This window comes from Planctomycetota bacterium (assembly GCA_039182125.1).
Taxonomy (GTDB): domain Bacteria; phylum Planctomycetota; class Phycisphaerae; order Tepidisphaerales; family Tepidisphaeraceae; genus JBCDCH01.
Genome location: JBCDCH010000069.1, coordinates 1 through 20,509 on the forward strand (window position 1 = coordinate 1; position 20,509 = coordinate 20,509).

The 20,509-nt window shown below is 63.0% G+C and carries 21 protein-coding genes; 8 read left to right on the forward strand and 13 right to left on the reverse strand.

Annotated elements, in window-relative coordinates:
* The 11 genes from AAGD32_15095 to metG all read right to left on the reverse strand — a co-directional run.
* On the reverse strand, positions 1-270 hold a 270-nt coding region (locus tag AAGD32_15095), incomplete at its 3' end, for a hypothetical protein (GenBank protein ID MEM8875570.1).
* Positions 267-980: a gamma-glutamyl-gamma-aminobutyrate hydrolase family protein gene (locus AAGD32_15100; GenBank protein ID MEM8875571.1), complete on the reverse strand. Its 714-nt coding sequence runs from the start codon at positions 978-980 to the stop codon at positions 267-269. The genes AAGD32_15095 and AAGD32_15100, both read right to left, overlap by 4 nt.
* A gap of 104 nt (positions 981-1,084) precedes the next feature.
* Positions 1,085-1,999 carry a vWA domain-containing protein gene (locus AAGD32_15105; protein MEM8875572.1) on the reverse strand — a complete coding sequence of 305 codons (915 nt, stop codon included), beginning with the start codon at positions 1,997-1,999 and terminating at the stop codon, positions 1,085-1,087.
* 4 nt (positions 2,000-2,003) lie between these two features.
* On the reverse strand, positions 2,004-3,860 hold the full coding sequence (locus tag AAGD32_15110) for an ABC transporter substrate-binding protein (protein ID MEM8875573.1): 1,857 nt from the start codon (positions 3,858-3,860) through the stop codon (positions 2,004-2,006).
* A 205-nt stretch (positions 3,861-4,065) separates the two neighbouring features.
* Entirely contained in the window at positions 4,066-5,433 is a 1,368-nt protein-coding gene (locus tag AAGD32_15115) for a hypothetical protein (protein MEM8875574.1), read from the reverse strand.
* Positions 5,434-5,507: 74 nt separating this feature from the next.
* On the reverse strand, positions 5,508-6,893 hold the full coding sequence (locus AAGD32_15120) for a phosphomannomutase/phosphoglucomutase (protein ID MEM8875575.1): 1,386 nt from the start codon (positions 6,891-6,893) through the stop codon (positions 5,508-5,510).
* Positions 6,894-6,972: 79 nt separating this feature from the next.
* Complete coding sequence (locus AAGD32_15125; protein ID MEM8875576.1) at positions 6,973-7,419, reverse strand: hypothetical protein; 447 nt, start codon at positions 7,417-7,419, stop codon at positions 6,973-6,975.
* A complete protein-coding gene (locus AAGD32_15130) occupies positions 7,419-7,898 on the reverse strand; it encodes a hypothetical protein (GenBank protein ID MEM8875577.1) in 480 nt (159 codons plus the stop codon). Before AAGD32_15130 ends, AAGD32_15125 begins: the two co-directional genes overlap by 1 nt.
* A 39-nt stretch (positions 7,899-7,937) precedes the next feature.
* Positions 7,938-8,591: a hemolysin III family protein gene (locus AAGD32_15135; protein MEM8875578.1), complete on the reverse strand. Its 654-nt coding sequence runs from the start codon at positions 8,589-8,591 to the stop codon at positions 7,938-7,940.
* A gap of 2 nt (positions 8,592-8,593) precedes the next feature.
* Complete coding sequence (locus AAGD32_15140) at positions 8,594-10,222, reverse strand: ATPase, T2SS/T4P/T4SS family (protein ID MEM8875579.1); 1,629 nt, start codon at positions 10,220-10,222, stop codon at positions 8,594-8,596.
* A gap of 7 nt (positions 10,223-10,229) precedes the next feature.
* A complete protein-coding gene (metG, locus tag AAGD32_15145; GenBank protein MEM8875580.1) occupies positions 10,230-11,744 on the reverse strand; it encodes a methionine--tRNA ligase in 1,515 nt (504 codons plus the stop codon).
* 13 nt (positions 11,745-11,757) lie between these two features.
* Between metG and AAGD32_15150 the strand changes: the two genes are divergently transcribed.
* The 4 genes from AAGD32_15150 (at position 11,758) to AAGD32_15165 (ending at position 15,064) form a co-directional block, all read left to right on the forward strand.
* Positions 11,758-12,039: a hypothetical protein gene (locus AAGD32_15150; GenBank protein MEM8875581.1), complete on the forward strand. Its 282-nt coding sequence runs from the start codon at positions 11,758-11,760 to the stop codon at positions 12,037-12,039.
* A gap of 37 nt (positions 12,040-12,076) precedes the next feature.
* The gene (locus AAGD32_15155) at positions 12,077-13,111 is read left to right on the forward strand and encodes an acyl-CoA dehydrogenase family protein (protein ID MEM8875582.1); all 1,035 of its coding nucleotides are present in this window, start codon (positions 12,077-12,079) and stop codon (positions 13,109-13,111) included.
* On the forward strand, positions 13,108-13,683 hold the full coding sequence (locus AAGD32_15160; protein ID MEM8875583.1) for an SAM-dependent methyltransferase: 576 nt from the start codon (positions 13,108-13,110) through the stop codon (positions 13,681-13,683). The genes AAGD32_15155 and AAGD32_15160 overlap by 4 nt, the downstream gene beginning before the upstream one ends.
* 247 nt (positions 13,684-13,930) lie before the next feature.
* Positions 13,931-15,064 carry a hypothetical protein gene (locus AAGD32_15165; GenBank protein MEM8875584.1) on the forward strand — a complete coding sequence of 378 codons (1,134 nt, stop codon included), beginning with the start codon at positions 13,931-13,933 and terminating at the stop codon, positions 15,062-15,064.
* 4 nt (positions 15,065-15,068) lie between these two features.
* Here AAGD32_15165 and lhgO read toward each other — a convergent pair whose 3' ends face one another.
* On the reverse strand, positions 15,069-16,316 hold the full coding sequence (gene lhgO, locus AAGD32_15170) for an L-2-hydroxyglutarate oxidase (protein ID MEM8875585.1): 1,248 nt from the start codon (positions 16,314-16,316) through the stop codon (positions 15,069-15,071).
* Positions 16,317-16,362: 46 nt separating this feature from the next.
* Here lhgO and AAGD32_15175 point away from each other — a divergent pair, with 46 nt between their 5' ends.
* The 4 genes from AAGD32_15175 to AAGD32_15190 are packed head-to-tail and all read left to right on the forward strand — an operon-like array spanning position 16,363 to position 19,953.
* On the forward strand, positions 16,363-16,599 hold the full coding sequence (locus AAGD32_15175; GenBank protein ID MEM8875586.1) for a type II toxin-antitoxin system HicB family antitoxin: 237 nt from the start codon (positions 16,363-16,365) through the stop codon (positions 16,597-16,599).
* Between the two features lie 8 nt (positions 16,600-16,607).
* Positions 16,608-16,820: a type II toxin-antitoxin system HicA family toxin gene (locus AAGD32_15180; protein MEM8875587.1), complete on the forward strand. Its 213-nt coding sequence runs from the start codon at positions 16,608-16,610 to the stop codon at positions 16,818-16,820.
* 35 nt (positions 16,821-16,855) lie between these two features.
* A complete protein-coding gene (locus AAGD32_15185) occupies positions 16,856-18,589 on the forward strand; it encodes a SulP family inorganic anion transporter (protein MEM8875588.1) in 1,734 nt (577 codons plus the stop codon).
* Positions 18,586-19,953, forward strand: coding sequence for an anaerobic sulfatase-maturation protein (locus AAGD32_15190; protein ID MEM8875589.1), 1,368 nt, complete (start codon positions 18,586-18,588; stop codon positions 19,951-19,953). The genes AAGD32_15185 and AAGD32_15190 overlap by 4 nt, the downstream gene beginning before the upstream one ends.
* A gap of 50 nt (positions 19,954-20,003) precedes the next feature.
* Here AAGD32_15190 and AAGD32_15195 read toward each other — a convergent pair.
* The coding region (locus AAGD32_15195) for a DUF4268 domain-containing protein (protein MEM8875590.1) at positions 20,004-20,509 on the reverse strand (506 nt) is incomplete at its 5' end.

The following is a 20,509-nucleotide window of genomic DNA, read 5'->3' on the forward strand; positions in this document are numbered from 1 at the left end:
CATCAGGAAACTCAAGACCCGGTCGAACTTCCGCTCGCCAATCAGTTCGTGCAAGTCGCCCACCGCGCTCACCACGCTCATCGCCCGGCGGTCAAATGCCGACACCACGCCGCCCTGCTCGACGATCTGCTCCGCGACCGGACCGTATCGGCCAAGGCAAGCGACCTCGACGGCGTGACCGGCGGCGCGTAGCCGACGTTCGAGTTGCCGAATCACCTCCGGCGTCCCGCCAAGTTCAAGATCGGTGTTGAGCAGCAGCAGCCGGCTCATCCCGCCGCCCCCGCCGCCTCGACCAGCGCTTGGAACAATGCCAACTGCGCAGGATCATCGGTCAGCCGCTCGGGGTGCCACTGCACACCGACCCACATCGGCAAGGTCGGATCCTCAATGGCTTCGATGACTCCATCGGGGGCGTGACCGCTAACGACCAGACCGGCACCGGCGCTGCGCAGTGCCTGGCGATGATTCGTGTTGACCGCGAGTTCGTCGCCCCCGGTGATCTCGGAAAAGCGCGAACCTGCAACGGCTTGTACCGCGTGCCGACGCTGCCAATCGGACTCCTGCAGCTTGCGGTGTTCGATCGCCCCATCTCGTGGGACATCGGGCAGAAACTGGTGCAACGCCCCGCCGCCGCGTAGGCCCATCAGTTGCATGCCGAGACAGATGCCGAGTGTCGGTGTTCGCCGCGCGTGAGACTCGTCGAGCAAGCGATACTCAAAAGCCTCCCGCCGCGGATCGACGGGCACGCACGATGGATGCCACGCCTCGCACCACGTCGACGGGTCGGGATCGTTGCCGCCGGTCATGAGCAGGCCGTCGACGAGGCTCAGGAGTCGAACGACGTCAGCGTCTTCGTGATACGGCAATGCGATCGGTTCGCCGCCGGCACGGCGAACGGCGTTCACATAAGTATGCATCAACTGATACCGCGTCGGATCGCGGTCATGGTCGGTGGTGATGCCGATGAGCGGACGAGCCATGCGGCGATCCTAACCGCGTTGCGGGGCAACGCAGCTAGGCGCAAAACTTATCGATGTAACTGCGCAGAGCTACGTTGCTCCGCAACGCCGTTACACGCACCACGTCATCGGTGTCGCATGATGCGCATGACGCTGATCACGCCGATGAAGGCAATGAGCAACGTAACGATGACGAAGCCGGCGCAAACGCCGAACATGGCGGTGCCGACACCGACCGAGGTGTTGCTCTGTGTGACGGTGATCACCTGCCCTGGCGTTGCGACGCTTGCACGCGTTCCAATCGGTTCGTTGTTGACCGTATCGAGGGCGGCGAGCATCGGCATGGCCGCGCCGTCGGGCAACGGTTCGATCAAGTCAAACATGTCGGCGGTGATCGCGTCGTCGGCATCGGTGCCGACCTCGGCGAAGACATCGGCAAGCGCGCGGGTCAGTTCATCGGGCCGATCCGCACGGCGGTAGCTGTGGACCCGCGTTGCCAGTGCGAGGTCGGCATCCATGTCGACACCGATCACGTCCACGGTGATACCACGGGCAAGGATGTCGGGCAGGTGCTGATCGACCTTGCGTTGATCCTCGGCTTCGCCATCGGTGACCACCAGCAACCGATAGGTGCCGTAGTCGTTGCCAGAAGCCGAACGAGCTTCAAGAAGGCGGTCGGCACCGATTTTCAGGTATGCGCCCAACGGCGTCGCGCCCTTGGGCCGGATCGGATCGAGCGCGGAACGTGTCCGCTGAAGATCCACCAGGCCGAGATCGACCACCCACCGCTGCGGCACGTTACGGCCGCTAAAGACGACGATACCGACCTGCGTTCGCGGCGGCACCGTCTCGAGCACCGAGAGTAGTGCGTCCTTCGCCACGGTCATCTTGTCCAGCCGGCGACCGGCCGTCGCACCGGGGAAGGATTCGCCCATGCTGCCCGACGCGTCGAGGATGACGACGACGTGATCCGTGTCGGCCAGCGCGATGCTGGCGGAACTCGGCAGGAGCAGCGCGAAGATGAGTAGCAGATGTCGCATCGGATCAGAAGTCGAAGTCGCTGTCCTGCAGCGTCTCGGCGGGGACTTTCAAGAGACGGAACTCGACGCGCATGTTGGTCGTGGCTTCGTTCATGTTGGTGGGCTTGGCGATGAGCGGCTCGCTGACGCCCACGCCGACGGGTTGGATCTGCGACGGGTCGAGACGCACGCCCTGCTGGGCCGCGTATTGCACGATCGCTTCGCGGACGGCCTGGGCGCGACTGCGTGAGAGGTTCAGCGCGGCCTGCATGGTTTGCCGAGGGTTGGTCGCGCCGCCGTCAAACGCGCCTTGCTCGATGAGCGCGACGATCTCGTCGGTCGACTCCAGATCGAGCGGCTTGCCGTTGAAGAAGTACTCGACCTTCCCGCCGTTCTCGCGCCGTTGAAGAATGCCCTTGTCGAGGCCGGCTTGCACGAGGTGGCGGAGCGTCAGCGTCGGGTCGGCGTGACCGCGAACGGCGATGACGGCATTGCCGAATCGGCCGGCGGTCTCGATCGCACGGGCGAACTCGGGGCCGTAGACCGTCGCGGGGAAGTCGGTCTGGTTCGGCTCGAAGTTGATCGTGAACGCCAGCAGCGTGTTCTCATCGAGCACCTCGTCGGGGAAGAGTTCGACCGCCTCGGCGTCGAACCGCTCGGCCAGCTGCGGCGCCTCGTACTCGAGCCCCGCGACCTCCGCGAGACCGGGGTAATCGAAGTCGGGGCCAAAGAACCCGGCGGCGATCTTGGAATAGCCGAGCGTGGTCGCGAGTTCGATGCCGGCCTTCTCCTTGGCACGAAAGCCGGTCGAACTGGCGGTGTCGGTGAAAAACACCTCGTTGCCCGGCAGACCGACGAAGCTCGCGTCCATCAGCAAGCCGTGTGCGTCGATCTCCAGCGTCGGCAACACGTCCTCGCCGAAGATGTCCTGGGCCATCTGAAGCATGCTCTGGTACTCGGCGTTGCGGCCGGTCTGGTTGTACGCGCGGCGACCTTCGACAAGCTCGGCAGACGCCTTGAAGTAACCGGCGGCGAGCTTCTCGACCATCTCACGGTTGGCGTCGTAGAAGTCCTTGCGGACCGCATAGACGTCGGCGATCGAGCGTGACATTTGGGCCGTCGAGACGAGGACTTTCGCGCCCTCCACGGTCCCCTCGGCACCGGTGCCGGTCGCATCGAGGCCGCCGGTGAGGGCGAACATGTCCGGACTGATCACCGTCGCGGCGTCGATGCTCGGGTCATTTCGGAACAGCTCGGCTGGCGAGTTCTCACCGGTGAGATTGGGGACGAACTTGATCGTGACATCGTCGTAGCCGAGCTGGCCGGTGCGGAGCACGTCGTAGAGCATCCCGACGTGTGGCCCGGCGTCCTGGACGGCGATGGTCTTGCCCTTGAGGTCGTCGATCGTGTTGATGTCGCCGCGGGTGACGAGGTGATCGCCGGCGGACCAGGTGAGTTGAAGGAAGACGACGGGCTTGGTGCGTGGGTCCTGGCCGATGGTGCCGCTGGCGAGGGCGAGCATGTTGAAGGTGCCGCGCAGGAACGGGCTCTTGCCGGACATGTAGTCGCGGACCTGCTGCTCGAAGTCGTCGCCGGCCGTGAGGTTGAGCTTGAGACCGAGGTCGGCGTAGGTGGAGCCGGGCGCGGTTTCGAGGCCACCATTGGCGTGGAAGGTCGCGACGTCACCGCCCCAGGTGATGAACGGCACCTGCACGGGTGTGTTCACCCCGTCGCCCTGCACCGGCCCGACCGCCGTGTCGCCGACGCGATCCTCGAAGCTGCGGACCTGCGCGGTCGCGGGCAGCACGAGTAGAATCACCAAGAGCAGTGCGATGAATCGCGTCACGCTGGACACATTACCGATGAGCGAAGTTCTGGACATGGGAATCACCAGCCATGTTTATAACCGATCGCACCAAGGAACCTCAACGGCGAACCGCGTTGCGGAGCAACGCAGCTAAACACTCTGCGAAAGTCACCGCTGAATCGCGCTGCTGAGCTACGCATCGCACCTATGCACTTCGCAAGAATCGCCGATGAACCACGTTGCGGAGCAACGCGGCTATGCACTTTGCGAAATTCTCTGCTCAGCTGCGTTGCTCCGCAACGCGGTTGGACGCGAGGTCCTCGATCATCGGCAGTAGCTTGAGCTTGATGAACTCGTCGATCCGCCAGAGGTTGCGGGGGCGGCCGTGCTCGAAGAATGCCGAGGCGGTGAGTAGGAGAATGTCGTGCCAGGCGTCGATCGGGAGGCCGGCCGTGGAGAGCCTGGTCACGGCGCGGTACGCGTCGGTGAGTGTTCGGTGCAAGACGAGTAGTTGCAGCGCGACGAGGCCGAAGAGCGTGACCTCGCCGTTGTCGCGCCACGCGATCGCCGGTTGGTGCAGCCAGTCTTCGGTGGGCGTGAGCTTGGGCCAAAGCAGTTGCAGGTCGCGGAGGGTGAGGTCGAGCTTGGTCGGCGTGCCGGAGAGGATCGAACTATTGGGCGGCGGCGTGTCCATGAGCCGGGCGAGCTTGAACTCCGACACATCGGCGAACAGCTCGGCCAGCACCACGCTCATCACGTCCGGCCACTTCTGCTCCAACGGCACCGTCGCCGCCGTCGCGCAAAGCCGTTGGTAGACGTCATCGAACCGCAGCAACGACGCCTGATAAGCGTGACCCCAGATGTCATGCACGGCGTACTTCTCGACCTGATCCAGCGGCAGCACCGTGAAGAGTCGCCCCAGCTCGGCACGCGCGTTCGTCTCGTCCAACCCCGCCGACATCGCCGCATCGAGCAGCGGGTCGGCGACGCTCTCGGTGTCCATCGCGCTGAATGCGGGGAAGTGTTTCTGGAGCGACGCGGTGACGCTGTTGGTCCGCGCGAGCCAGTCGGCGTGGGCGGGGTTCGGCTCGACGCAAAGCAGCACGAGCACCGGGGCGGCAATGACGTGAACTTCGTCGGGAGTGTGGGGTGCGTTGGGATAGACAGCACGGAGCAAGCCGTGGCGCCCGTCCGGCGTGGCGAGGTCCCAACGCCGTCGAATCGCCGCGACCACGGCGGCTTTGCGGCACGCGTCTTCCATGTCGACTTCGACCGTCGCCGCGATCTCGTCGGCATCGACCAGCAGCTCCCGCACCCACGCCAATGCGTCGGCGACGGCCCCGGTGAAGTCGGTGCGGTACGCCGCGAGTAATGCACTCTTGGTCGAGTCGAAGACACCGCCTTGCGCGACGCTTTCGTTCAGTCGTGCCGCACAAAGAATGCCTCGGGCTAGATGCGCCGCCGTTTCCTGATTGCTGACGTCGTCGACCGCCGGCGGTTCGAGCAGATCGTCCGCGGCGGCGAAGAGCTTGTCGTGCAACATCAGCGTTGGCTGTCGCACAAACGCATTGAGCCATTCGAGCAACTGCAAATGCTCGAACTCAACCGTCGGGCGATGGAGTCGGGTTGCACAGAAAGTCAGCGACATTGGGTGTAGCGCAGGCACGGCCTGCCATTGCGGTGACGCAGATGGCAGGCAGTGCCTGCCCCCACCAGCGCGGATTAGTGACCTTCCGCCGGCTTGCCGAGATGCTTGTCTTGAAGCTCTTTCACGTACTTCTCGACATCGGTGGCGTTGCTCGCTTCGAGGTTCAGACGCAGCAGCGGCTCCGTGTTGCTCTTGCGGACGTTGAACCACCAGTCGCCGTTGTCGATCGTGATGCCGTCGAGGTAGTCGATCTCGGCTTTCTTGTACGCCTCGGCGAGCTCGCGAATCTTGGCGTCCTTGTCCTCGACCTGGTAGTTGATCTCGCCGGACTGGGCGTACTTCTGCAGCGGCTTGACCAGTTCGCTCAGCGGCTTGCCGGACTTGGACAGGTGACTCAGCAACGCGGCAAAGACGATCGCGCCGCTGTCGGCGTAGAAGTTGTCCTTAAAGTAGAAGTGCCCGGAAAGCTCACCGGCGAAGATGCCGTCGTTTTCCTTCATCGTCTTCTTGATGAACGCATGGCCGACGCGGTCGCGCTTGGGGACGCCGCCGTGCGCCTTGATCGTGTCGGGGACGATGTGGGAGCTGCGCAGATCGTAGACAATCGTGCCGCCTTCGTTGTCCTTGAGGAAGTCCGGAGCGAGCAGCGCGGTGAGAATGTCGCAGCCGACGGTCTTACCGTTCTCATCAATGAACATGCAGCGATCCGCATCGCCGTCGAAGCAGCCGCCCAGGGCGTAGCCGCCCTTGTGAACTTCGTCTTGCACCCACTTGAGGTTCTCCTCGACGAGCGGGTTGGGCTCGTGGGTGAACTCGCCGGTGACGTCGAAGAGAATCTTGGTGATCTCCAGGTTCGGCACGTCATCGAAGACCTTGGGGACCATGACGCCGGCCATGCCATTGGACGCGTCGACGGCGATCTTGATTGGGTTGGGCAGGTCGAGAAATTGCAGGACGTGCTTGCGGTACTCGGCCCAAAGGTCCATCTCCTCGAGCTTGCCTTGGAGGCCGGTCTTGCCGACGCGGGTCTGGACGGCGATGCGCTTGATGTCGTCGAGTCCCGACGCACTGCCGATCGGCACGGCCTTGGGGCCGCTGATCTTGAAGCCGTTGTAGTTGATCGGGTTGTGGCTGGCGGTGACCTGGATGCCGCCGACGCAGTCGAGGTGATTGATGGCGAAGTAGATGAACGACGTGTCGATCATGCCGACGTCGATGACATGCGTACCGACACTGCGGATGCCTTCGATGAGGGCGGCCTTGAGTTTGGGCGTGTGGGGCCGCATGTCGCCGCCGACGACGATGGTGTCCTCGCGGCCGACCTTGGCTTCGGTGGTCTGGCGGGACCGCTTGAGGAACTGCGCCGCCGCATGCCCGACCCGCCAGGCGGCGTCCTCATTGAGCGGCTCAGGCGTGGTTGCACGGACGTCGTAAGCTTTGAAGATCTTCTCGATGCTCATGGTGTCGCCGCGAGTCTAGCCGGGCGAGAATCGTTGTAAACGCACCCCATGGGAACGGAAGGTCGCATAAGTAGCAATGTCAGTCTTGCTCTGGCGCCACCGGGGCGAGATGCTCGACCGCCTTCTCGGCAAGCTGAGCCACGAGCAGCCGATACTGCTCCCGAAGGTACTCTCCGTCTTGCAAAGCGTCGTTCAGTTCACCATCCGGCGAATCGACACGCGGCGTCAACGTCATGTATGTCATCCGGTGAACTACCTTCGCGTTGTCGGCCCGAAACACGATCACACGAGCGGCGATGAACGGCATGAATCGATCGGACTTGAACGCGACGACGTGCTTCATCACGCCAAAGCCGAGAATGTCTGCCACAACCACGGCATCGGGTCCGCCTTCGGAGAGTTGGGCTTTGAGGTGCGTCCGCCGGGCTTCGCTGTTGAGCGATGGGAAAGATCGCTGCACCGGGAGATCGGCCTTGTCACGCCGATCAGGCTCGTCGTGAACACTGCACCGCTGCCGCAGCTCCATCAGCTCACGATTTCAAGCGTGCCGCCTTCGGTGAGGTAACCGTGCTGATTCATGCCCTGGGCGAACGCCCGATGGAACTCACCCCGCGAATCGATGTTGGCTTGGGCGACGGTTGCCTGGAGGATCTTGCTGCGCTCGTCTTCGATCGCCTTTTCGATCGCCATTCCCGCCGAGCTGGCAGCCATCATGCTGCCGCCGACGATCATGCCGCCGATGGGCGTGAGGAGGATCGACGCCGCCAATCCGAATGCCGCGCCGGACACCGCGGCAACTGCGAGCTCGCCTGAATCATCGTCGTAAGGGAGCTCGCCCTTGTTGTTGTAGAACACCGCCGGTTGATACGGCTTATCGCCCCACTGTGCGGTAACGAGTTGAAAACTCCGCAGGTCGCGGTTTTTCTTGGCGTTGTACCGCACGTTGTTTTGGCACCCCGCTGACAACAGCCCCAAAGCGAGCACGAGAACACAAAATCGTTGCATGCTGCAGAGATTATTTGGTTCGTAGAGTACTCGCCAGTCTCACACCGGCAATACCCACCCCAGCACGGCGATCGCGTGGCAGGCGCTGCCGGCGAGGACGAAGACGTGCCAGATGGCGTGGTTGAAGCGGAGCTTGTCCCAGAGGAAGAACACGCAGCCGAAGGTGTAGCACAGCCCGCCGGCGAGGATCAGCGCGATGCCGGGCATGTCGATGCCCCGAACGATCGGCACGAACGCGACGATGCCGACCCACCCCATGAAGACGTAGAGCGACGTGTCGGACCAGCCGAACTTCTCGCCGGTGCGAAAGCGCGCGAGCTTGGTCCACATCCCCAGAAACGCCAACGCCCAGATCACCGTCAGCACCGACCAACCCCAGACGGGTGTCAAGCGCAGGAGCAGGATCGGCGTGTACGTGCCGGCGATGAGTAGGTAGATCGCCAAGTGGTCCAGCACTTTCCAGAACTTGGCCCGGACCGTATCGCTCATGAAGTGGTAGGTGGTGCTGGTGAAGTAGACGGCCATCAGCGAGATACCGAAGACGGTCGCCGCGGTGATGCGCATCGTGCCGCCATGCACCATCGACACATGAATGCAAAGCATGGCCACGACCACGGCCAAAAGGAGACCGAGGACGTGGGTGATGACATTGGCCTGCTCTTCCGAGTCGAGTTCGAAGAAGTGTTGACGCATGATCAGCTCCCGAGAACGCGATCAATCTCGTCGAGCGTCGTGACACCCTCGACGACCAGATCGTTGCCGGCATCGCGGAGCCGGCGGAACTTGGTTGACTTGAGAGCTTCAAGCACCGCGGCCTGACCTGCGCCACTTGCGATGGCATCACGAACATCGTCGGTCACGGTGAGCAGCTCGTACACACCGCACCGCCCGGCGAAACCGGTGCCAAGGCAACGCCGACATCCGTGCTCCTTGTATATCGTTGAGACGCCCTCGGCTTTCTCCCCGAGCACCTCCTTGTCATCCTCACTGAGCGGTTTTGCGACCTTGCAGTGGGAACAGAGCTTTCGCACTAGACGCTGCGCGATAAGGTTCTGTAGGCCGTTTGCCAGAGCGTAAGGTTCTACTCCTAGATCCTGTAATCTGAAGATTGAGCCGACGGTATCTCGCGCGTGAATCGTGCTGAAGACAAGGTGTCCGGTCATGGCCGCCTGAATGGCTGTCGTTGCGGTCTCACTGTCGCGGATCTCGCCGACGAGAATGACATCCGGGTCTTGCCGCAGTGTCGATCGCAGGAGCTCGGCGAACGTGTTGCCCTTGTCCTCGTCGACCGGCATCTGCGTGATGCCCTCGAGGCGGATCTCGACGGGGTCTTCGATCGTGACCACGTTGCGTTCGTTTTGGTCGATGGACCGCAGCGTGGCGTAGAGCGTGGCGGTTTTGCCGGAGCCGGTCGGGCCGCAGACGATCACCGTCCCGGCGTCCCGCTTCATGCTCTTGTCGAGCGCCTTAAACACCGGCTCGGGCAGACCCAGCTCCCACATGTACCGCGGCGCGTTCGCCTCATCTAGGACACGGATGACCAACTTCTGTCCGGAAACGCTGGGCGAAAAACTCACGCGGTAGTCCACCCGCCGGTCCGGCACCTTCGCCGCGAAGCTGCCCTCTTGCACGACGTTCTTGCCGTGCAGGTCGATGTCGCAGAGCACCTTGACGACCGTGCCTAGACGGTGACCGACGTCCGCCTTGAGCTTGGCGATGTCGACCATCGTGCCGTCGATGCGAACGCGAACGAGGGTGTGCTCGGACTTGGGCTCGATATGGATATCCGACGCGCGGGTCCGGAAGCAGACGAGCAGGATGAGCCGTAGGAGCGTGACGGCTTCGCCGGGAGCTTTCTTGCCGTCCTCGTCTTTGGCTTGGCTGCCATGGACGACTTGTCCACGCGTGTTGAGTACCTGCAAGTCGGCGATGTTGAACGACTTGCTCGGCAGCGACTCGGCCAGGCTCTGCAACGCTGTCTGCGGCTGATCGGTTGACTCGTCCGCGAAGTGCTTGAGTTGATTTTCGACCGCCTCGGTCTGGCCGGTGCGGAAAACGATCTTGGTTCGGCCGATCTGGATGACGTCGCCGTCGGAGAGCGCCTGCTGTTTGGCGACTTGGCCGTTGACCTTCAGGCCGTTGCGACTGTCGAGGTCTTTGACATGGATGTTCTCACCCGCCGGCTCGACGATCGCGTGAAAACGGGACGCCATGTCGTCGTTGATGTGAATGATATTGCCGAGCTGTCGGCCGATGGTGACGCCGGCCCCGTCAACGAGAAACCGCTTGGCCCCGTCCTTGGTTTTGATCTGCAAGTACGCCATGTGCGAATCAGTCTACTGGCGGGTCGACGCGGGGAAAGAGCGCCTCGGGCTTACCAAGCTTGTGACCTGGCTCGATCGCGGTGTTGGCGTCGGCATTGAGCTGCGCGAGCCCCGCCGCTGCCTTCTCCGGCAACACCGGCAGCAAGCCCGCGAGCACCGCATGCACCGCCACCACGGCTGTCTGCAACACCGCATCCAGACGCTGCGCTTGCGACTCGTCCTTGGCGAGCTTGAACGGCTCGGTCTGGTCGATGTACGCGTTGACCTCGCGGGCCAACTCGATCGGCAACGTGGCCGCGTCCTGCAGGGCGAACGTACACCATGCCGCATCGAGCTTCACCGGCAGCTCGCGCCCCTTGTGAAGCAGATCCGTGTCGATCGCCTCGAGCGTGCCGCTCGGCACAACGCCATCGCGGTAGTTGGTGACCATCTTCAATACGCGTTGCACGAGATTGCCCAGCACCTTCTGCAATTCCTCGTAGCTGCGATGGAGTTCGCCGGCGGAAAAGTCCAGGTCGTTGCCGAACGGCGCGGCCCAAAGCAGGTAGTACCGCACCGCGTCGAGCGAGTACTTCTCGGCGAACGCTTCGACCTCGGCCAGGCCGATGAAGTTGCCCATCGACTTGCTCATCTTCTTCCCGTCGGCAGTCCACCAGCCGTGCGCGAAGACCTGCTGCGGCAGCGGCAGCCCGAGGCTCATCAACATCGCCGGCCAGTAGACCGTGTGGAACCAGAGAATCTCCTTGCCGATCAGATGGCGACTGACCGGCCAGAACTTCTCGAACTTGGTCTCGTCCTCGGACGTGTAGCCGAGCGCGTTGATGTAGTTGCTCAGTGCGTCGATCCAGACATAGACGACGTGGCTCGGGTCGTTGGGCATCGGCACGCCCCACGTCAGCGAGCCGCGGCTGATCGACAGGTCGCTCACCTCGCCCTTCAGTTCCGCGAGCACCTTGTTCCGACGGGCGTCGGGCTGGATGAAGTTGGGATGGGTCTCGATGTGTTCGACCAGCTTCGGCAGGTACTTGGTCAGTCGGAAGAAGTACGACTCCTCCTCGTGCCTCACGAGCGGCTTGCCGGAGATGTCAGACTTGTAGTCGTTTGCCGCCGCCTCGTTCTCGGGAACGAAGCGCTCCTCACCCTCGTCGTACCAGCCGGTGTAGGTGTCCTTGTAGATGTCGCCGCTTTCGACCATGCGGCGGACGATTTCCTGGACCGCGTTTTCGTGGCGCGGCTCGACGGTGCGGATGAAATCGTCGTTGCTGATTTGCAAGCGCTCGAACGCCTCGCGGAAGGTGGCGCTGAACCGGTCGGCCAGCTCCGCCGGCTCGACGCCGAGTTCCTTGGCGGTGTTGACCATCTTCACGCCGTGCTCGTCGGTGCCGGTGAGGAAGAAGACCTCGCGGCCGGCCATCCGGTGGTACCGCGCCACCGCGTCAGCACAGATCGTCGTGTAGACATGGCCGAGGTGCGGTTCTCCGTTCGGGTAGTAAATCGGCGTGGTGATGTAGTACCGGTCCATGGGCGGTGAGTGTATGACTGTCGGCATGGACCGCTGCGAATCGTGCGGAGAGCCGCTGACGCCCGGGGCGTTCTTCCTGGTTCGGATCGACGTGTTGGCCGACCCGACGCCGCCGGACGAGCCGCCCGGGGAAACATACGAACAACTGATCGCTCAACTGCAATCGGTGTCGGCGGATGAAGCCCAGGATCAGGTCCATCGGCGGTTTGAGTACAAGGTGTGCCCGTCGTGCCAGCTGCGCATCCTGGCCAATCCGCTGGGTCTGCCGCGGGTGCGGCGGGATGCCGCAAACTGAGTGCGCAACAAACTGCCCCGTGAGATAAACTCCTCCCATGCTTTCGATCGAAGACGCCTGCAAACGGATCGCCGAACGCGCTGACGAGAACGATCGACTTGCGCAGTGGCCGGCGGCCGATCTGCGCGACCTTGCCGAAGCCGGCGCGACACGCTGGGCCGTACCGATCGCCGACGGCGGCGACGGGCTGGACCCAATCGCGTTGCACGAGCGTTACGAACACATCGCGGCCGCATCGCTGGCGACATCGCTGATCATCCGCCAGCACGACCTCGCCGTCGCGCTGCTTGCCGCGTCGGGCAATGACAAGCTGCGCGAAGAGCAGTTGCCGCTGGTTTCCACGGGCGAATCCTGGTGCACGATCGGCATCAGCCAGCTCACCACCAGCCGGCAGTTCGGCGAGGCGTCGGTCACCGCCGAGCCCGAGGGCACGGGATACCGGCTCGACGGCGTCATTCCGTGGGTCACCGGCGCTGCCGAATGCGACGTCGTGATCATCGGCGCGACACTCGCCGACGGCCAGCAGTTGCTGGCCGCGGCACGCAGCGCCCAGTTGGAGATTCCCGAACCGCCGCCGATCGCCGCGCTTGCCGCAACCCGCACGACCAACGCCCACATCCGAGGACTGCACATCGACCCCGAGGACGTGTTGCTCGGCCCGACTGAGGGCGTCCTTCGGAAGTGGAATCGCGACGTGCCGATCGGCCAGGCGTTTCTCGCGCTCGGCTTGGCCCGATCCGCCATCCGCGTTATGGAACTCGACGCCGGTGACGAGGTTCGCGCCCACATCAGCACGGCCGAGCAATCCCTCAACGACCTGCGCGACCGTGTGCTTTGGTACTGCCGGCAACCCAGCCCCGATACCGACGACGGCACGCAGCTCCGCGCCCAGACCATCGCACTCGCCCAGGACCTGACCCATGCGGCGGTGGCCGTCCACAAAGGCACCGCACTCATCAACCATCACCCCGCCCAACGCCTTGCTCGTGAGGCGCTATTCCTGCTCGTGTGGAGTTGCCCGGGCGATGTCCGGCAATGCACGCTCGACCGGCTCATCGGCGGAGCCGCGTGAGCCGACGCAAGCCGGACAAGGGCGGGTTCGTTTCACGCGGAGGCCGCAAGCTCGACCACGCCCTCGACGCCTTCGGCATCGACATCGCCGGTTTGACCTGCGCTGACTTCGGCTGCTCCACCGGTGGATTCACCGACTGTCTCCTCCAGCGCGGTGCGGCAAGGGTCTTCGCTGTCGACACGGGCTATGGCGTGCTCGACTGGAAACTGCGTAACGACGAACGCGTCACCGTGATGGAACGCACCAACGCGTTGCACGTGGAACTGCCCGAACCGGTCGATTTGATCACGATCGACGCGAGTTGGACCCGGCAGCGGCTGATCCTTGCAACCGCCGCCCGCAACCTCACGGCAAGCGGCCAAGTCGTGACCCTCGTGAAACCGCACTACGAGGCCGACAAGTCGCTGCTCTTCAAGGGGCGGCTGCCCGAAGCCCACCTGGACCAAGTTCTGACGGCGGTCCGCGAAGACGTGGCAGGGGCGGGGTTTACGATCATCGGCGAAACGCCTTCACCGATCACCGGCGGCTCGGGCGGCAATGTCGAGCATTTCCTTGCATGTCGATTGACCTGAATCCGCGCCGAAACAAGCGTGCGTCAAACATGGACGGGATTACACTTGTCGTTCCGCTCATGTGGTTTGGCGCGTCTGCAACTGTCCGGGCGGCGCGTGAAAACGATTTGACTGTGCCGGGTTTGTTTCGTTGATTGTGATTTGAACCGATGTGATCGCAGGAGCCGGTGCAACGCCGGACCGCAAACGATCTCGACGGGAGTATGCCAGGTCGGGGTGTAGATGCTTGAGAAAACAGGACTGAACCATGTCGAACTTCGCACTGATTGAGAACCTGGAAGGCCGCCGGATGCTTCATGGCGGACTCGGTGACGGCGATTTTGTCTCGATGGTGCCGCCGGCCGGACCGAAGATGGAAGCCGAAGCGGTACTCGCTTACAACGGGCTCGACCCGGTGATTGTGGCGATGTTCTCGGACCCTGACTCCATTGAGCCCGAAGAGTGGCGGACACTCGAGAAGGTCTATGTCGTTCCCGAGTCGGTTCGCGGCGCTCAGCCGACTGAGAACCCGGGCGAGCCGATGGATGTCGTACCGGCCGATCAGTTCCAAGTCATCACGACCGGCAATGGCGGCTACTTCTCCGAAAACTACGACCATCTGAACGTCGGAGCGTTGATGATCTTTGGAGTGGGTCACGCCGAGACCCCGGAGGAAATCGACTACGAAGATTTACGTGACCGGCTCCAGATTGCCGTCGATGAAGGCCGAACGCCCGTGTTCGACGTCGAACACCTGAAAGTTGATATTGACCGCCACAGTACCGACGAAGTGGACCGCTCGATGCTCGTCTATCAGGCCGTCATCGACTTTGCCCGGGCCGAGTTCCCCGAAGTGCAGATCGGCTTTTACGGTACATTCCCGATCCGTGACTATTGGACACCGATCTACTACCGCCGGGCACTCGAATCGGTCGCCGAGGGACGCGATGACTTCTGGGCCGCCAACATCCAGCGCTACACCGATCGATACATGGACTGGCAGGCGTCGAATGACTACCTCGCTCCCCTCGCACGCCAAGTCGATGTGATCTACCCGTCGCTTTACACCTTCAGCGACGATCCGCAGGAATGGCAGTGGTACGCGGAAGAGTCGATCAAGCAGGCCGAACGGTTTGGCAAGCCCGTCATCCCGTTCCTTTGGAATCGATACCACCAGTCCAATCAAGACCTGAAATGGCAGACGATCGACGGTGACTTCTGGCGCCTGCAGCTGGATACGGTCCGAGCCAATGCCGCCGGTGTCGCGATTTGGGACTTCAGCGCCGCCACCAGCGTCGACCTCGACGTCGCCGCGGACTACTCCACCAACAACGCCTGGTACAACCAGACCGTCGACTTCTTCGAGGACATCTTCGAAGAAGCCAACCCCGACGACGAGTAACCACCTACGCCATGGCCGGCGTGGGCTCGAGTTGAGCCTCAAGCAGCCCGACGAGGTGCTCGGCAATGGCAAGGCTTGCGGTCGCGGCCGGACTTGGTGCGTTGAGCACGTTGATGATCCGATCGCCCTGCTGCACGGAGAAGTCGTCGACCAGCTTGCCATCGGGCGCGAGTGCCTGGGCCCGGACTCCGGCGGGGGCGGCGACGAGGTCTTCCTTCTTGATCGCCGGCAGCAGGTGTTGCAGGGCTTTGACGAAGGCGTTCTTGCTGGCACTGCGCCACATCTCGCCCATGCCGGTCTGCCAGAACTTCGACGCCATCTTCCAAAACGCGGGGTACGTTAGCGTTTCGGCGAGGTCGCGCGGGCTCAAGCTGGTGCGGTGGTAGCCCTCGCGCTTGAACGCCAGCACCGCGTTGGGGCCGCACTCGATCTGGGGGCCGTGCTCGTCGGTGTGGATCATCCGCGTGAAATGCACGCCAAGGAACGGGAAGTTCGGGTCAGGCGTCGGGTAGATCAGGTTCTTCACCAGCTTCCGCGCGTGCGGCTTGAGTTCGTAGTACTCCCCGCGGAACGGCACGATCTTCACCGGCGGCTTGTGACCGGTGAGCTTGCACACCCGGTCGCTGTGTAGCCCGCCGCAGTTGATCAGGTACTTCGCCTGCACGCCGCCGGCCGACTCGGTTTCGATCCGCAGGCCGAAGTCTCGCCGCATGACATCGACCACCTCGGCGTTGAGCAGCACGGTGCCGTTGCCGGCCTCGACCAGCTCGCCGAACTTCATGCACACTTCGGAGTAGTCGACGATGCCCGACTCGGGGACGTGGATCGCCTTGATCCCCGCGGCCTCGGGTTCGAGTTCCTTGAGGCGCTCCTTCTCGATCATCTCGCAGTTGACGCCGTTCTCTTGGCCGCGGTCGTAGATCGTCTGCAAGGGGCCGAGGTCGGACTCCTCGACGGCGACGATGACCTTGCCGCAGAGTTCGAAGCCGATGCCATGATCGGCACAAAACTGCTCCATGAGCTTCTTGCCATGGCGGCAGTTGGTCGCCTTGAGCGAGCCGGGCTTGTAGTAGATGCCGCTGTGGAGCACGCCGGAGTTGTGGCCGGTCTGGTGCTTGGCGAGGGTCGCTTCCTTTTCGAGCACGGTGACGTGCAGTTCGGGATGCTTCTGGCTCAGCGTGTACGCCGTGGCCAGCCCGACGATCCCACCCCCGACGATGGCGACATCCGTTTTATGCATGAAAGTGATCATATACGACAAATCGCCCCTGGCGAGATCGACTCGTTAGAATGCCGTCATGACCATCAAAGTCGTTTTCGTGAAATCCGAGGAAGGGTATGCGGTGTTCGTCCCGTCCATGCCCGGATGCGTGACGCAAGGCGAAACGATGGCGGAGGCCAAGAAGAACCTGCTCGACGCGATCAAGTCACTTGCCGAGGTGCGCGAAGAAGATTTGCTTGCTGAGTTCGCCGACAATGAAGAGGTGAGCGTGGAAACAGTCGAGTACGAACTGAGCGAACTGATCCATGCCTGAGACGGACCATGCCGAAGCTCCCGGGCATCAACTACCGTCGTGCGGTCAAAGCCTTTGAGAAAGCCGGTTTCGAGATTGTCCGCCAGAGCGGCCACCTCATCATGAGCAAAGCCGATATCCGAATCGAAATCCCGCGTCACAATCCGATCAACGCCTACACCATGGCCGCGATCGTGAAGCAGGCGGGTCTGACGATCGATCAGTTTCGTCGACTGCTTTGACACCCCCGCCGCCCCGCCGCTAGGTTCGCCCTCGCTTGGCCAGCCCGCTGACTTATCTCGCCACGCCGTTGCGGCAGATCGCGACCGAAACGCGCACCTACTCGGGCGGCAAGTTTCGCCGGGACGTTGTTGCCGGTGCGACCGTCGCCGCGGTCGCGGTGCCGCAGTCCATGGCGTACGCGCTCATCGCCGGCGTGCCGGTGCAATACGGGATTTACACCGTCGTCTTCCAGTGCCTGATCGGCTCGCTGCTCAACAGTCAGAAGCTGCTCTCGGTCGGGCCGATCAACTCGCAGTCGCTGCTTGTGGCGTCCATCGCGACCCGGGCGATCGGCGGCGAGGGGGCCGACTACCTCGCGTTCGTGTTTGCACTGACGCTGATCAAGGGGCTGATCCAGATGGGCCTCGCGTCGGTCGGCGTCGGTAACTTGGTGCGCTACGTCAGCCGCAGCGTGATCGTCGGCTTCACCGCTGGGGCCGCGGTGCTGATCGCCGCGGGGCAGGTCGACGCCTTCCTCGGCTTCAAGAAAGCCCCGCTTGTCATCGGCGAGACGCCCTACTTGCTCACGTTCGGCATCCAGGAAACGATCATGCGCACTGCCTCGGTCATTGGCGAAGCGAACTGGCGTGCGCTGGTGCTCGGGCTGGTCGCGCTGGCGATCGTCGTGCTCGGCAAGCGCATCAGCCGGTACTTCCCCGGGCCGCTCATCGCGATCCTCGTTGCCGGCGGATTGGTCTGGCTGCTCAACTGGATGTCGCCGCGACGCATCCCCGAGATCTCCGGCGGCTTCGACGTGCTGAGCGTGCCGACGTTCGACCAGGACATGCTCGGCACGCTCATGCTGGGTGGCTTCGCGCTGGCCCTGCTCGGCCTCATGGAGGCGTACGCCATCGGCAAGGCCATCGCCCTGCAGACCGGCGACAAGATCGACGCGAACCAGGAGCTCTTCAGCCAGGGCTTGACCAACGCGATCACCAGCTTCCTCAGCTGCATCCCCGGCAGCGGCAGTTTTTCGCGCTCGGCACTCAACCATCAGGCCGGCGCGGCCACGGCGTTCAGCGGGATCTACAACGCCATCTTCGTCGCGGTCGTCTTCCTGCTGCTAGCGCCGCTGGCGGAGTTCGTGCCGATGAGCTCGATCTCGGCGATCCTGTTCGTCGTGGCGTGGGGACTGATCGACTGGCGCTACTTCAAGCGTTCCCTCGCGGCCAACCCCGACGACGCGATCGTCTGCCTTGCCACGTTCGGTGCGACGCTGTTTTTGCCGCTGAAGTACGCGGTGTTCATCGGGATCGGGCTCAACATCATGCTGCAGCTGCGCGTGTCGGCGAAGCTGTTCGTAAGTCGGCTCGTGCCGACCGCCGACGGCCGGTTTCGTGAGGCGGATGTCGGCGAGCCGATGGGCGAGGTGCCGATCCTCCAACTCGAGGGCGACCTGTTCTTCGCGACTGCCGACGCGTTGGAGCGCGAACTCGAGCGGCTTCGCGCCACCGACGCGAAATCCGTCATCCTGCGCCTGCGCCGCGTGCATCACATCGACGTCACGGCATTGCACACGCTGGAGCGGTTCATCGTGCTGATGCAGACCGAGGGCCGCGAGGTCTTCCTCTGCGGCGTCAACCAGCGTGTCCGGCGTGGGCTCGAACAAATCGGCCTTACCAATCGCCTGGACGAGAACCACGTTTTGGCGGCCCGGGACGATTTGATGGAGGGACTGCGGATCGCGCTGAGGCAGGCGGTGGGCGGTACCATGGCAGGCGAGTCATGAAGTTGCCGATCACCGACACGCCGCCGGCCCTGCGCCCCGCTCCGCTGCAGACGTTGCACACCGCGACCCGGCCGTTCCACGTCATGACCAAGCCGATCGGCCCGATCTGCAATCTCGATTGCAAGTACTGTTTCTACCTCGAAAAGGAAGCGCTCTACGACGGTGAGCGCAAGTGGGCGATGCCCGACGACGTGCTGGAGAAGTACATCGCTCAGTACATTCACACGCAGCCGGGCCGGCAGGTGAGCTTCGCGTGGCAAGGCGGCGAGCCGACGCTGCTGGGCGTGCGGTTCTTCCGCAAGGTCGTCGAGCTTCAGAAGAAGTACGCCGACGGCAAGGAGATCACCAACGCCTTCCAAACCAACGGCACGCTCCTCGACGACGAATGGGGTGAGTTTCTCGCGGAGAACAAATTTCTCGTCGGCCTGAGCATCGACGGGCCGGAGGAACTGCATGACGCCTACCGCGTCGACAAGCAGCAGAAGCCGACGTTTCCCGAGGTGTACCGCGGACTGACTTTGCTCAAGAAGCACGGCGTCGAGTTCAACACGCTCACCACTGTGCATGCGGCGAACGTACACAAGCCGCTGGACATCTACCGCTTCCTCCGCGAGCACGGCAGCGGGTTCATGCAGTTCATCCCGATCGTCGAACGCAACATCACCGAGTCCGGCCCGTTCCAGATCCTCAACCTCGACCTGCAAGGCCCGCCCGACCCCGAGACCGGTGAACGCCACTTCGCACCGGTCACCGAATGGAGCGTGAACTCGAAGGCCTACGGCGAGTTCCACATCGCGATCTTCAACGAGTGGGTCAAGCGTGACATCGGCAAGACGTTCGTGCAGATGATCGACGTCGCGCTGGGCAACTGGGTCAAGCAGTACACCGGCCAGGGCGGCGGATCGCTCTGCGTGTTCAGCCCGACCTGCGGCGACGCGATGGCCATCGAACACAACGGCGATGTCTATTCCTGCGACCACTACGTCTACCCCAAGTACCGCCTGGGCAACATCATGAACGCCCCGCTGGGCGAGATGGTCACCAGCGACCAACAGCGCGCGTTCGGCCAGGCCAAGCTCGACAGCCTTCCGCAGTACTGCCGTGAGTGCGAAGTCCGCTTCGCCTGCCACGGCGAATGCCCCAAGCACCGCTTCGTCAAAACCCCCACCGGCGAGGACGGCCTGAACTACCTCTGCCAGGCGTATCGCCCGTACTTCAACCACATCGACCCGTACATGAGGGCGATGGTGCAACTCCTCAATCAACGCCAGCCCCCCGCCGCGGTGATGGAGTTGATCAAGGATGGCCGCCTGCCCGACCCGACGCGCAAGCCGGCGAAGAAGAAGTCGAAAGCCCGGCGTTGAGCGGCGAACGACGGGGTATTCGACGTCCCAACGCTTCCGATGGCCGCCGCTCAGAGATGTGGGGCAAATGCCGCGTGCATGCGGCGCATCACTTGCACCATCGAAAGATGGATGTCCGGCCATTTTGTGGTTTCGCTTCGCAGTGATCCAATATCGCTACGCCATCGAACCTTGCTAAATCGTAACGCGTCATCGCGTCTCCACTCGAGCGAATTGCCAACAGACCTCTCGATCTCCGCTCGGCATGCGGCAAGGCGATCGAACTCTTCACGGGCATTTCTTCCACTCTTTCCATCTGAACGAATCTCCAAATCCACTCCTATCTCTCCGTCTCGAACCACATACTGAAGACTGATCGAAGTCGAGAGTCGTGCGGTGAATCGGCCAGACGAGGATGAAGCCCGACGACCATGATGAAGGTCGGTTTCGCCAAGGTGTTTTTGCAGGCCTGCCCAGAATGCTTGTCGACGTTCGTGGGTTTCCGAAGCGTCACTGTTTTGCTTGCTCACCTTCTCCCGAACCTTCTCCATGTAGTCCGCTGCCTCCGGCAGCGGAA

Coding starts and splice junctions, on each gene's coding strand:
- AAGD32_15140 (MEM8875579.1), bottom strand. CDS start 10,222: ATGGCGTACTTGCAGATCAAAACCAAGGACGGGGCCAAGCGGTTTCTC.
- AAGD32_15190 (MEM8875589.1), top strand. CDS start 18,586: ATGAAGTTGCCGATCACCGACACGCCGCCGGCCCTGCGCCCCGCTCCG.
- AAGD32_15130 (MEM8875577.1), bottom strand. CDS start 7,898: ATGCAACGATTTTGTGTTCTCGTGCTCGCTTTGGGGCTGTTGTCAGCG.
- AAGD32_15110 (MEM8875573.1), bottom strand. CDS start 3,860: ATGTCCAGAACTTCGCTCATCGGTAATGTGTCCAGCGTGACGCGATTC.
- AAGD32_15105 (MEM8875572.1), bottom strand. CDS start 1,999: ATGCGACATCTGCTACTCATCTTCGCGCTGCTCCTGCCGAGTTCCGCC.
- AAGD32_15175 (MEM8875586.1), top strand. CDS start 16,363: ATGACCATCAAAGTCGTTTTCGTGAAATCCGAGGAAGGGTATGCGGTG.
- AAGD32_15150 (MEM8875581.1), top strand. CDS start 11,758: ATGACTGTCGGCATGGACCGCTGCGAATCGTGCGGAGAGCCGCTGACG.
- AAGD32_15180 (MEM8875587.1), top strand. CDS start 16,608: ATGCCGAAGCTCCCGGGCATCAACTACCGTCGTGCGGTCAAAGCCTTT.
- AAGD32_15135 (MEM8875578.1), bottom strand. CDS start 8,591: ATGCGTCAACACTTCTTCGAACTCGACTCGGAAGAGCAGGCCAATGTC.
- metG (MEM8875580.1), bottom strand. CDS start 11,744: ATGGACCGGTACTACATCACCACGCCGATTTACTACCCGAACGGAGAA.
- AAGD32_15120 (MEM8875575.1), bottom strand. CDS start 6,893: ATGAGCATCGAGAAGATCTTCAAAGCTTACGACGTCCGTGCAACCACG.
- AAGD32_15155 (MEM8875582.1), top strand. CDS start 12,077: ATGCTTTCGATCGAAGACGCCTGCAAACGGATCGCCGAACGCGCTGAC.
- AAGD32_15125 (MEM8875576.1), bottom strand. CDS start 7,419: ATGGAGCTGCGGCAGCGGTGCAGTGTTCACGACGAGCCTGATCGGCGT.
- AAGD32_15115 (MEM8875574.1), bottom strand. CDS start 5,433: ATGTCGCTGACTTTCTGTGCAACCCGACTCCATCGCCCGACGGTTGAG.
- AAGD32_15100 (MEM8875571.1), bottom strand. CDS start 980: ATGGCTCGTCCGCTCATCGGCATCACCACCGACCATGACCGCGATCCG.
- lhgO (MEM8875585.1), bottom strand. CDS start 16,316: ATGATCACTTTCATGCATAAAACGGATGTCGCCATCGTCGGGGGTGGG.
- AAGD32_15165 (MEM8875584.1), top strand. CDS start 13,931: ATGTCGAACTTCGCACTGATTGAGAACCTGGAAGGCCGCCGGATGCTT.